Raw genomic sequence first — 11,777 nt, 5'->3', positions numbered from 1 at the left:
TCGCTTCTTCATGTACTACAACCGCACCAGACTCCACAGCTACAACAACTACCTGTCGCCAATAGCTATGGAGCAAAAAGCGGCATAAGCACCGTAACCGGTGTCCGGATTTACTTGACCAGTTCAGGCTCGCTCCCAGAGGGGGTTTGAGGTGCACATCGAATACGTGTTCGTCACAGAGCCCTTGTGGGAGCGAGCCTGCTCGCGAAGAGGCCCTCAAGAACACCGCAACCCAGACAGCCTTTTTTTTTGAACAAAAATGAAACCGGTTTCAGAGGTGTAGAACAATGAATAAACCACCCGTTTCCATCAGCCTGTCCAGCTACGGTGCTGACCTGGTTCGCCAACGTGGCCAAGGGTCGTTCATCGAAGTGTTGGCCACCGCCGGCGCTACCCGAATTGAATGGCGCGAAGAACTGCTGACGGTCGAAGACCCGGCGCAACTGGCCGACGCCACCCAGTCCCAAGGACTGGAAAGCGTCTATTCCTCACCGATGGAATTGTGGCTCGCCGGCCAGTCCAGACCCAACCCCGAACTGATCACTGCGCTGCAGCGCGCCCAGGCATTTGGCGCCAAATGGCTGAAGGTTTCGCTGGGGTACTTCACCGACAACAGCGATCTCCAGACCCTGGCCCGAGTGCTGGGCAAAAGTGCGGTGCAGCTGTTGGTGGAAAACGACCAGACCTTGCACGGCGGCCGGATCGAACCTTTTCAGCGCTTTTTCAATGAAATCGAGCAACACAAGCTGCCGGTCAAAATGACCTTCGATATCGGCAACTGGCAATGGCAAGACCAGTCCGCCAGCAGCGCTGCGCGGTTGCTGGGTCGGCATGTCGGCTATGTGCACTGCAAGGCCGTGGCACGCCGCGCCGACGGCAAACTGGTGGCCATACCGCCTGCCGCCAGCGACCTGCATCTGTGGGAACAACTGCTGCGGCACATGGCCCAAGGCGTCATGCGGGCGGCGGAATATCCGCTGCAAGGCGATGACCTGGTGCAGTTGACCACCGAGCACGTCGCTACCCTCGCCCGCCTCGGTCAAACTCGGTTGGAGAGCGCTCATGTCTGAGATCGATATCCTATCGTTCGGCGAAACCATGGCGATGTTTGTCGCCGAGCAGAACGGTGATCTGGCCGACGTTGGCCAATTCCATAAACGCATCGCCGGGGCCGACAGCAATGTCGCCATCGGTTTATCGCGTCTGGGGTTCAAGGTGGCGTGGCTGAGTCGGGTCGGCGCCGATTCCCTGGGCCGGTTCGTGATCGACACCCTGGAGAAAGAAGGCCTGGATTGCCGTAACGTCGCCATCGACACCGCACACCCCACCGGCTTTCAACTCAAGTCACGCAGCGATGATGGCAGTGATCCGGTCGTCGAATACTTCCGGCGCGGGTCGGCGGCGAGCCATCTGTCGCCGCAATCGATCGTTCCTGAATTGCTGAACGCCCGGCACTTGCACGCCACCGGCATTCCACCGGCGTTGTCGGAAACAGCCCGGGAAATGTCTTTCGAATTGATGACCCGCATGCGCGATGCCGGGCGCAGCGTGTCCTTCGACCCGAACCTGCGCCCGAGCCTGTGGGCCAGCGAGCAACAAATGATTAGCGAGATCAACCGCCTCGCCGCCCTCGCCCACTGGGTGCTGCCGGGTTTGAGCGAAGGTCGCTTGCTGACCGGTTTAGAAGACCCCGCCGACATTGCGGCGTTCTACCTCGATCTGGGCGCCGAAGCCGTGGCGATCAAGCTTGGCCCGCACGGTGCGTATTACCGCACCCATCTGGATCAGGGTTTCGTGGCGGGTGTGCCGGTGGAAACAGTGGTGGACACCGTCGGTGCCGGCGATGGTTTTGCCGTCGGCATGATCAGCGCGCTGTTGGAAAACCACAGCGTTGCCGACGCCGTGAAGCGGGCCAACTGGATTGGCAGCCGCGCGGTGCAGAGCCGAGGGGATATGGAGGGGTTGCCTACCCGGGAAGAACTGCCACCCCCCTTGATTGATCGTTCCCACGCTCCTGCGTGGGAATGCCTCTAGGGACGCTCCGCGTCCCTGTGACGCAGAGCGTCACGGGCTGCATTCCCACGCGGAGCGTGGGAACGATCTACTCGATCTACGAATACCGTTACCTGCTGCGACAAAAACAACAAGCTCAGGAGCACCACTATGAAAACCGCAACACTCGCCGCCCGCCGCTGGTGGTACATCATGCCCATCGTGTTCATCACCTACAGCCTGGCGTACCTGGACCGCGCCAACTACGGCTTCGCCGCCGCCTCGGGCATGGCTGCCGACCTGATGATCACGCCAGGCCTGTCGTCGATGCTCGGCGCGCTGTTCTTCCTCGGCTACTTTTTCTTTCAGGTGCCGGGGGCGATCTACGCGCAAAAACACAGCGTGAAGAAGCTGATCTTCGTCAGCCTGATTCTCTGGGGTGGCCTGGCCACGCTGACCGGGATCGTCTCCAACGCCTATTGGTTGATCGTGATTCGCTTCATGCTCGGCGTGGTCGAGGCCGCGGTGATGCCGGCGATGCTGATCTACCTGTGCCACTGGTTCACCCGTGCCGAACGCTCGCGCGCCAACACCTTTCTGATTCTCGGTAACCCGGTGACCATGCTGTGGATGTCGGTGGTGTCGGGCTATCTGGTGCAGCATTACAGCTGGCGCTGGATGTTTATCATCGAAGGTTTGCCGGCGGTGCTCTGGGCGTTTATCTGGTGGCGTCTGGCCGATGACCGTCCGGCGCAAGCCAAGTGGCTCAGCGACCAGGAAAAGCACGATCTGGAAAGTGCTCTGGCCGCCGAACAGGTGGGCATCAAAGCGGTGAAGAACTATGCCGAGGCCTTCCGCTCGCCGAAAGTAATCATCCTGGCCTTGCAGTTTTTCTGCTGGAGCATCGGCGTTTATGGCTTTGTGCTGTGGCTGCCGTCGATCCTCAAGGCCGGCGCGCAGATGGACATGATCGAAGCCGGCTGGCTCTCGGCGTTGCCTTACCTGGCCGCGGTGATCGGCATGCTGCTGGTGTCCTGGGGCTCGGACAAAATGCAGAAGCGCAAACGCTTCGTCTGGCCGCCGCTGCTGATCGCCTCGATTGCTTTCTACGGTTCTTACGCCTTGGGCGCTGAACATTTCTGGTGGTCCTACACCTTGCTGGTGATCGCTGGCGCTTGCATGTACGCACCTTACGGGCCGTTCTTCGCGATCATTCCGGAGATCCTTCCGGCCAACGTGGCGGGGGGCGCCATGGCGTTGATCAACAGCATGGGTGCACTCGGTTCGTTTGGTGGTTCGTATCTGGTGGGCTACCTGAACAGTTCGACCGGCTCGCCGGGTGCTTCTTATCTGTTGATGAGCGGCGCGTTGATGCTCTCGGTGGTGCTGACGATTTTCCTCAAGCCCGGCGCCAGTGACCGGGTGGTGGCCAAGGCCGTTGTACAACCGCCGACGGCGGCTCATTCCTGAATTGAAGTTGAGATGATGACGATGAAAAAGCAGGTTTTGTTGTACAAGAAACTCTCGCCGCTGCTGATGGCTCGCCTGCACGAGCAGACCGAGGTGACGCTGATCGACAACCTCAACGCCGACGGTCTGGCCAAACTGCGCGACGCCCTGCCCCGCGCCCACGGTTTGCTCGGTGCGAGCCTGAAGCTGGATGCCGGGTTACTCGATCTGGCGCCCGACCTGGAAGCCATCGCCAGCGTCTCCGTGGGCGTCGATAACTACGACATCGACTACTTGACCGAGCGACGAATCCTGCTCAGCAACACCCCGGACGTGCTCACCGAAACCACCGCCGACACTGGTTTCGCGCTGATCCTGGCAACCGCCCGGCGCGTGGTGGAACTGGCGAACATGGTTCGCGCCGGCCAGTGGACGCGCAATGTCGGCCCGACGCAGTTCGGCACCGACGTGCACGGTAAAACCCTGGGCATCATTGGCATGGGACGCATTGGCGAGGCCTTGGCACAGCGTGGGCATTTCGGTTTTGGCATGCCGGTGATCTATCACAGCCACACGCCGAAGCCAGCGGTGGAGCAGCGATTCAATGCGCAATATCGAAGCCTGCCGGAGCTGTTGCAGCAGGCCGATTTCGTTTGCCTGACATTGCCGCTGACGGCTGAAACCGAAGGCCTGATCGGGGCCAAGCAGTTTGCATTGATGCGCCGCGAGAGCATCTTCATCAACATTTCCCGCGGCAAAGTCGTGGACGAAGCGGCGCTGATACAGGCTTTGAGTGAGGGGCAGATTCGGGCGGCGGGGCTGGATGTGTTTGAACGTGAGCCGCTGAACCACGACTCGCCGCTGTTGCAGTTGAACAATGTGGTGGCAACGCCGCACATTGGCTCGGCGACCCATGAAACGCGCGAGGCGATGGCCACGTGTGCGGTGGACAATCTGTTGGCGGCACTGGCGGGTGAGCGTCCGAAAAATCTGGTGAACACAAAGGCGTGGAAGGCCTGAACCGATGATCGTTCCCCACGCAGAGCGTGGGAACGATCTATATCTGAATCAGGCACGTCGGGCTTCGAGCAGGTCCGACGCACACAACGCAATCCGCCGACACGCATCCGCCAGCTTCAGTTGATCCACCACCAACCCCAATCGAATATGCCCCGCCGCGCTCGGCCCGAACGCGTCGCCGGCCAGCACCGACACGCCATAACCTTCCAGCAAACGCTCGGCGAAGCTCTGGGCGCACAGCCCGGTCTGGCGCACGTCGACCATCACAAACATCCCGCCATCGGGTCGAATCGGGCGGATACCCTGGCAATTACTCAGGCTCGCGCACACCAGGTCGCGACGCTGGCGATACTCCTGGCGCATCTGCGCCACTTCCGGCAGGTCTTCATCAAGGGCCAATTGCGCGGCGTTCTGAATGAAATCCGGAATGCCAAACAGCATGCACAACGACAGATGCTCCAGATGGTCGTTCAACGCTTTCGGCCCGATGACCCAGCCCACGCGCCAGCCGCTCATGGCGTGGGATTTGGACAGACTATTGATCGTCGCGGTGCGCTCGGCCATGCCCGGCAGGCTGGCCGGGCTGATGTGTTCGCCTTCGTACAGCAGATCGCTGTAGACCTCGTCACTGATCAGCCACAAGTCATGACGAATACACAGCAACGCCAGTTGCTGCCAGATCTTCAGCGGCAAACTGGCGCCGGAAGGATTGTTCGGACTGTTGAGCAAGATGACGCGGGTTTTAGGCGTGATGAGCGCGGCGACATCCTGCGGATCGACCCGGAACCCGTTCTCGGGGCGCACTGCCACCGGCACCACTTTGGCCCCGCAGGCGCCGAACACGCCTTCATAGGTCACGTACATCGGTTCGGCGACGATCACTTCATCGCCGGGATCAAGCAGGCATTGGGCAACCGAATACACCGCACACTGCGCGCCCGGCAGCACAATCACATGATCGGCATCCACCGCTTGACCACTCTGGCGCCGATGACGACTGGCAATGCTGTTGCGCAGCCCCCGGCTGCCACGAACTTGCGAGTAGTGAGTGTCGCCGGCCAGCAGGCTGTCGATGGCGGCCTGGACAATCGGTTTGGGTGTATCGAAGTCCGGATCGCCGACTGACAGCAGGAGCACATCGACACCCTGCTCGCGCAATTCCAATGCTCGGTAATGAATTTGCCAGGCCGCTGCGCCGTCCCCGGCGATTCGTTTGGTCAAGGCTGAATAGCGCATGTATTTCTCCAGTCGCGCGGGTTCCAAGCCTCAACCCTATCTCAAATCACGAAACGCGCCAGCATGGCATTCAAATCCACGGCCAGGCGTGACAGTTCGTGGGTCGCTGCGCTGGTCTGGTTGGCGCCGGCGGCGGACTGGATGGCCAGGTCGCGGATGTTCACCAGGTTGCGATCCACTTCACGGGAAACCTGAGCCTGTTCTTCTGAAGCGCTGGCGATCACCAGGTTGCGCTCGTTGATCAGGTGGATCGATTGCGTGATCTGCTCCAGTGCAACACCGGTGGCGCGGGCCATTTCCAGGGTGCTTTGGGTGCGCTGATTGCTTTGCTGCATCGACGAGACCGCTTCACCCGTGCCGTTCTGGATGCCGGCGACCATCTTCTCGATTTCCTGAGTCGATTGCGCGGTGCGATGGGCCAGCGCCCGGACCTCGTCCGCCACCACCGCAAAACCACGTCCGGCTTCACCGGCCCGGGCCGCTTCGATCGCCGCGTTCAATGCCAACAGGTTGGTCTGTTCGGCGATGGCGCGGATCACGTCCAGCACCTTGCCGATATCGCGCCCCTGAGCGGCCAGGCCTTCGATCATCAGCGAAGTGTTTTGCACATCGTGGGTCATGGTCTGAATCGCACCGACCGTGTCCACCACACGGTCGCGACCTTCGCGGGCAGCCTTTTCAGCTTGGCGCCAGTGTTTGGAATAGGTTTTGTGCGCCTATTGGCTGTATCGGCCGGGGATGAGTTTTTTTGCGGGGAGTTCAGGAGTATATTTCACAGCGTTGCGGGTGTTTCAATTATGAAACACCCGTGACCTCGTAATAGTTGTCGAACGCGGGCTTCGCCAGCGGCTAAAACGGATTGTGAAGGGCTTCAGGTGTTGCGAGCGGCCAACCGCCAAACCCGCGCAATATCACTTGCGCGTTCACGCAACAAACGCGGGGCCTCGGCGCAAGCCTGTTCCAGCGTCATCGGCCCGCTCGCCAGGGCAAACGCGGCATCGATGCCATGTGCGTACAGGTCCTGATAACCCTCACCCAGCGTCCCGGCGATGACGATCACCGGCACGCTCTGTTGCTGTGCTATTCGCGCCACTCCAAACGGTGTCTTGCCACGCAGCGTCTGGGCATCGAAACGCCCTTCGCCGGTAATCACCAGATCGGCCCCCTTGACCGCATCAGCCAGGCCAACCAGTTCGGCAACCACTTCAACCCCGGCCTTGAACTGCGCACCCAGAAACGCCTTGGCGGCAAAACCCAGGCCTCCCGCCGCACCGCTGCCCGGCTCGTCATGGACGTCTTTGCCCAGGACTTGAGCGCACCGTTCGGCAAAGTGTTCCAGGGCACGATCCAGTTGCTGGACTTGCTCGGGCGAGGCGCCTTTTTGTGGGCCGAAGATTGCCGAAGCGCCGTGGGGACCGCACAGCGGATTGTTGACGTCGGCGGCGATGTCGAAGCGCACCTCAGCCAGACGCGGATCAATGTCACTGATGTCGATGCGGGCCAATTGCGCGAGGGCCCGGCCGCCCGGAGCCAGTGTTTGGCCCTGTGCGTCGAAAAGTTTCACGCCCAAGGCCTGCATCGCCCCCGCACCGCCGTCATTGGTGGCGCTGCCGCCAATCGCCAGGATCACTCGTTGCGCGCCGGCATCGAGCGCCGCCCGAATCAATTCACCCGTGCCGAACGTGCTGCTGGAGCACGCATCGCGCTGACTCGGCGGGACCAGTTGCAAGCCACTGGCCTCAGCCATTTCGATGATCGCGGTGTGGCTCTGGGGCAACCAGCCCCAAGCGGCATCGACCGTTATACCCAATGGCCCGCGGACAATGGTTCGGCGCAGTTCGCCCTCGCAGGCCGCCAGAATCGACTCGACGGTCCCTTCCCCGCCGTCGGCCATCGGGCATTTGACCAGCTGCGCGTCGGGCCAGACTTCCGTAAGCCCAAGCGCAATGGCGTCTGCCACACCTTGCGAGCTCAGGCTGTCCTTGAACGAATCGGGGGCGATGACGATTTTCATACGAATTCTCCAGTTCCAATGCCCTCATGCTGCCAGCCGCCACGCACAATAACGCCTGTCCGCTGCACAAGCGGGTATGACGATTATTGTTCATTCTCACAAAACTACCGTCTTCTGTAGTTGCGGCTTGCTCCGGGCAGCGATTCGACGATGGCGGTTTAAAACTCGACACTGATTTCGCTGAAAGCCCGCTCCCACAGGGGAATGTGTCGTTCATGAGTGGATGTCTGCCTCGGGCAATAGCTGGACGCCGAGATAAAGCGCGAGCATCCCGTCCAGTTTCAGCGGGTCGACACCGCTGAGCTCGGCAATGCGCTCCATCCGATAACGCAGACTGTTGCGATGGATGCCCAGTGCATCGGCACAGGCCTGACTCTGGCCGTCGTGATCACACCAGCAGCGCAAGGTCGCCAGCAGTTGGCCGTTGGCATCCTTGGCGATGACTTTGCGCAGTGGCTTGAGCAGTTCGTCCAGCGCATCGTCGTTGCGGTGACGCCAGAGCATCACCGGCAGCCGATAACGGGTCAGGGTCAGCAATCGGGACCGGGGCAATACATCGCGCCCGTAGGCCAGCAAGTCACCGACCCGGCGATAGCAGCGACGCAACCCCGACAACCCATCGGCTTGCCCACCCACGGCGATGCGCAGGATGTTCCAGCCCAGGCCGTCGAGTTTTTCCAGCAGCCGATCATTCTCGATCGCCTGACTGGCTGGCCGACACCAGAGCAACGAGGACTTGGCCGAACTCACGCACCAGCTGTCCGGGTAGCGCGAGGTCAGCCAGGCGCTGAGTGCCTCGACGGTTTGCCCCGGGCCGTGTTCCATCCCCAGCTCGAACAGATACGGCACTCGCGTCATCTGCGGCTTGAGCCCCAGTTGTTGCGCTTCATCAATCAACCGCGGCGAATCTCCGGCCTCGCTGAGCAGCAGCGCCAGCAGATCATCGCAACGCTGACGCCGCCATTGCTGCTCGGCCTGCTGATTGCGCTGGCCCACCAACATCTCGGCGGTCATGCGCACCAGTTTGGCGTAGGTACGCAATTGTTCGGGCTCGCCGGTGATGCCCAGCACGCCGATCAAACGTTGATCGAGCAACAGCGGCAGGTTGATGCCCGGCTGCACGCCCTTCAAATGAATTGCGGTTTGGGCGTCGATCTCCACCACGCGACCGTTGGCCAGCACCAGTTGCGCACCTTCATGACGGGTGTTGACCCGCTCCGGCTCGCCGCTGCCGAGAATCAGACCCTGACTGTCCATGACGTTGACGTTGTACGGCAGAATAGCCATCGCCCGGTCGACGATGTCCTGGGCCAGGTCGTGATCGAGTTCGAACATAGCGGTGATCCTTGAAAGCGTGATGAGGCGGATTGTTCACCCGCACAGGCCTTGGTTGCAAACCCTGTGCTCAGGCACAAAGACAATTACCCAAGGGGTGGCCGAGACTCACCGGGCGGTCAACGTTACCCTTTGCATCGCAAAAAATCATAATAAAGAGAGAGCCCGCCATGTCACAGAGCGCCGCCGCTACCCAGGCCATCGTTGACGACAAAAACGCCGTTTACAAGCGCATTACCCTGCGTTTGATTCCCTTCATTTTCATCTGCTACCTGTTCAACTACCTCGACCGGGTGAATGTTGGATTTGCCAAGCTGCAGATGCTCGACGCGCTGAAATTCAGCGAAACCGTGTACGGCCTCGGGGCCGGGATCTTCTTTATCGGCTACGTACTCTGCGGCGTACCCAGCAACCTGGCACTGACCAAATTCGGCCCGCGCCGCTGGATCGCGCTGATGATGATCGTCTGGGGTTCGCTGTCGACCTGTTTGCTGTTTGTCACCACACCGACCGAGTTCTACACCTTGCGCCTGTTCACCGGCGCGGCGGAAGCCGGGTTCTTCCCGGGCGTGGTGCTTTACCTTTCGCAGTGGTTCCCGACGTTCCGCCGTGGCCGCATCATGGCGTTGTTCATGTCGGCGATCCCTGTGTCCGGCCTGCTCGGCAGCCCGTTTTCCGGCTGGATTCTCACTCACTTCGCGGCTGGCCAAGGTGGTTTGGCGGGTTGGCAGTGGATGTTTCTGCTGCAAGGCATTCCGACGGTGATCCTCGGTGCGCTGGCTTATTTCCTGCTCAGCGACAGCTACGCCAATGCCAAATGGCTCACGCCATTCGAGCGTTCGGTGCTGGAAGCCGACCACGCTGAAGACCTGGCCAACAAACCGAAAACCACCACCGACTCGCTGCTGGCCGTGTTCAAGAACCCGGCGATCTGGGCGTTTGGTTTGATCTATTTCTGCATCCAGAGCGGCGTCTACGCGATCAACTTCTGGCTGCCGTCGATCATCAAGAATCTGGGTTTCAGCGACAACCTGGTGATCGGCTGGTTGAGTGCGATTCCTTATCTGCTGGCAGCGTTGTTCATGTTGATGGTCGGTCGCTCGGCGGACCTGCGCAAAGAACGCCGCTGGCACTTGGTGGTGCCGATGCTGATGGGCGCGGTCGGCCTGCTGATCGCCGTGAACTTCGCCGCCCACCCGGCCATCGCCATCCTCGGCCTGTCCATCGCCACCATGGGCGCCCTCACCGGCCTGCCAATGTTCTGGCCCGTGCCGACAGCCCTGCTCAGCGCGGGTGCCGCGGCAGGTGGTTTGGCGTTGATCAATTCCATGGGGCAGATGGCGGGTTTCCTCAGCCCGTACCTGGTGGGTTGGGTCAAGGACAGCACCGGTTCGACGGATGCGGCGCTTTACCTGCTGGCAGGCGTGATTGTTTGCGGGAGTTTGCTGGCGTTGCGCATGACCCGTACGCTTCGCGTCTGATCACCGGGCAACTGATTGATCGTTCCCACGCTCTGCACCGATCGGCACAGGGTGTTCGATAATTCCGTTTGCCCCGTGCAGTCGTTCTGGTATTTGATTGACGCCTTTCCCTCCGGTAAAAGGAATTCGTCATGAGCTACCGCACGCTGGGTCATTCGGGTTTACAGGTATCCACCCTGACCCTGGGCACCATGATGTTCGGCGAACAGACCAGCACCGAAGATTCCCTGCGGATCATCGACAAGGCCTGGGACCAGGGCATCAATTTCATCGACACCGCGGACGTTTACACCAACGGCCGCTCCGAAGAGATCGTCGGCGAAGCGATTGCCGGGAACCGCCACGAATGGGTGCTGGCGACCAAGGTCGGTTTCGGCCCCGTGGACGGCGTTCCGAACCGCAGCGGCCTGAGCCGCAAGCACCTGTTCAATGGCATCGACGCCAGCCTGACGCGCCTGGGCACTGACTATCTCGACATCTATTACCTGCACCGCGAAGACCACAACACGCCGCTGGAGGTCACGGTGTCGGCCCTCGGCGATTTGATCCGCCAGGGCAAGATTCGCTATTGGGGTTTGTCGAACTACCGTGGCTGGCGCATCGCTGAAGTGATTCGTGTGGCCGATAAACTGGGCGTTGACCGGCCGGTGATCAGTCAGCCGCTGTACAACATCGTCAACCGCCAGGCAGAAGCCGAGCAGATCAGCGCCGCGCAAAACTATGGCCTCGGCGTGGTGTCTTACAGCCCGCTGGCGCGCGGTGTGCTCAGCGGTAAATACGCGCCGGACGCGAAGCCGGACGCTAACAGTCGCGCCGGACGTGCAGACAAACGCATTCTGGAAACCGAATGGCGCGTCGAATCTCTGCGCATTGCTCAGCAAATCCAGCAGTACACCCAAGGGCGCGGCGTGGGTATCGTCGAGTTCGCCATCGCTTGGGTACTAAACAACAGCGCCGTCACCTCGGCCATCGTTGGCCCGCGCACCGAAGAACAATGGGATGCCTACACTAAAGCGCAGGCGGTGAAGATTACGGCTGAGGATGAGGCGTTTATTGATTCGCTGGTTGTGCCTGGGCATTCGTCGACGCCAGGGTTTAATGATGTGAGCCACTTTGTGTCGGGGCGTAAACCGCGTCTGGCTTGAGATGATTGATCAATCTTGCAGTGATGTTGCAAATATTGATCACTTGACCAATATTCAGCACAAAAAACACGTATCCTGCGCGCCCCGTTTGACCTTCAACCCGCG

General features: G+C 60.7%; 9 protein-coding genes and 1 pseudogene. 6 read left to right on the top strand and 4 right to left on the bottom strand.

Going from position 1 to position 11,777, the window contains the following annotated elements; genetic code table 11:
- The first annotated feature begins 287 nt into the window (after positions 1–287).
- From FQ185_RS21980 to FQ185_RS21965, 4 genes are all read left to right on the top strand, one after another.
- A complete protein-coding gene (locus tag FQ185_RS21980) occupies positions 288–1,070 on the top strand; it encodes a sugar phosphate isomerase/epimerase (protein WP_149419262.1) in 783 nt (260 codons plus the stop codon).
- Entirely contained in the window at positions 1,063–2,034 is a 972-nt protein-coding gene (locus FQ185_RS21975; protein WP_149419261.1) for a sugar kinase, read from the top strand. The genes FQ185_RS21980 and FQ185_RS21975 overlap by 8 nt, the downstream gene beginning before the upstream one ends.
- A 129-nt stretch (positions 2,035–2,163) precedes the next feature.
- Positions 2,164–3,462, top strand: coding sequence for an MFS transporter (locus FQ185_RS21970; RefSeq protein ID WP_149419260.1), 1,299 nt, complete (start codon positions 2,164–2,166; stop codon positions 3,460–3,462).
- Between the two features lie 21 nt (positions 3,463–3,483).
- The gene (locus FQ185_RS21965) at positions 3,484–4,461 is read left to right on the top strand and encodes a D-glycerate dehydrogenase (protein WP_149419259.1); all 978 of its coding nucleotides are present in this window, start codon (positions 3,484–3,486) and stop codon (positions 4,459–4,461) included.
- A gap of 48 nt (positions 4,462–4,509) precedes the next feature.
- Here FQ185_RS21965 and FQ185_RS21960 read toward each other — a convergent pair whose 3' ends face one another.
- From FQ185_RS21960 to FQ185_RS21945, 4 genes and pseudogenes are all read right to left on the bottom strand, one after another.
- The gene (locus FQ185_RS21960) at positions 4,510–5,697 is read right to left on the bottom strand and encodes a pyridoxal phosphate-dependent aminotransferase (RefSeq protein ID WP_149419258.1); all 1,188 of its coding nucleotides are present in this window, start codon (positions 5,695–5,697) and stop codon (positions 4,510–4,512) included.
- 41 nt (positions 5,698–5,738) lie between these two features.
- Positions 5,739–6,380 (bottom strand): annotated as a pseudogene (locus FQ185_RS21955) (methyl-accepting chemotaxis protein); the annotation flags it as partial.
- Between the two features lie 188 nt (positions 6,381–6,568).
- Positions 6,569–7,711 (bottom strand): glycerate kinase, encoded by a 1,143-nt coding sequence (locus tag FQ185_RS21950; protein ID WP_149419257.1) that lies wholly within the window; start codon positions 7,709–7,711, stop codon positions 6,569–6,571.
- Between the two features lie 213 nt (positions 7,712–7,924).
- On the bottom strand, positions 7,925–9,046 hold the full coding sequence (locus tag FQ185_RS21945) for a sugar diacid recognition domain-containing protein (RefSeq protein WP_149419256.1): 1,122 nt from the start codon (positions 9,044–9,046) through the stop codon (positions 7,925–7,927).
- A 170-nt stretch (positions 9,047–9,216) separates the two neighbouring features.
- Here FQ185_RS21945 and FQ185_RS21940 point away from each other — a divergent pair, with 170 nt between their 5' ends.
- Together FQ185_RS21940 and FQ185_RS21935 are read left to right on the top strand one after the other, a co-directional pair.
- On the top strand, positions 9,217–10,527 hold the full coding sequence (locus FQ185_RS21940; protein WP_149419255.1) for an MFS transporter: 1,311 nt from the start codon (positions 9,217–9,219) through the stop codon (positions 10,525–10,527).
- A gap of 131 nt (positions 10,528–10,658) precedes the next feature.
- Positions 10,659–11,672: an aldo/keto reductase gene (locus FQ185_RS21935; protein ID WP_149419254.1), complete on the top strand. Its 1,014-nt coding sequence runs from the start codon at positions 10,659–10,661 to the stop codon at positions 11,670–11,672.
- Positions 11,673–11,777: the final 105 nt, after the last annotated feature.

Source organism: Pseudomonas sp. ANT_H12B (genome assembly GCF_008369325.1).
In the GTDB taxonomy this organism is placed as follows: domain Bacteria; phylum Pseudomonadota; class Gammaproteobacteria; order Pseudomonadales; family Pseudomonadaceae; genus Aquipseudomonas.
This window is presented reverse-complemented; position numbering and strand designations above follow the sequence as displayed.

Coding starts and splice junctions, on each gene's coding strand:
- FQ185_RS21935 (WP_149419254.1), top strand. CDS start 10,659: ATGAGCTACCGCACGCTGGGTCATTCGGGTTTACAGGTATCCACCCTG.
- FQ185_RS21965 (WP_149419259.1), top strand. CDS start 3,484: ATGAAAAAGCAGGTTTTGTTGTACAAGAAACTCTCGCCGCTGCTGATG.
- FQ185_RS21975 (WP_149419261.1), top strand. CDS start 1,063: ATGTCTGAGATCGATATCCTATCGTTCGGCGAAACCATGGCGATGTTT.
- FQ185_RS21960 (WP_149419258.1), bottom strand. CDS start 5,697: ATGCGCTATTCAGCCTTGACCAAACGAATCGCCGGGGACGGCGCAGCG.
- FQ185_RS21945 (WP_149419256.1), bottom strand. CDS start 9,046: ATGTTCGAACTCGATCACGACCTGGCCCAGGACATCGTCGACCGGGCG.
- FQ185_RS21980 (WP_149419262.1), top strand. CDS start 288: ATGAATAAACCACCCGTTTCCATCAGCCTGTCCAGCTACGGTGCTGAC.
- FQ185_RS21970 (WP_149419260.1), top strand. CDS start 2,164: ATGAAAACCGCAACACTCGCCGCCCGCCGCTGGTGGTACATCATGCCC.
- FQ185_RS21950 (WP_149419257.1), bottom strand. CDS start 7,711: ATGAAAATCGTCATCGCCCCCGATTCGTTCAAGGACAGCCTGAGCTCG.
- FQ185_RS21940 (WP_149419255.1), top strand. CDS start 9,217: ATGTCACAGAGCGCCGCCGCTACCCAGGCCATCGTTGACGACAAAAAC.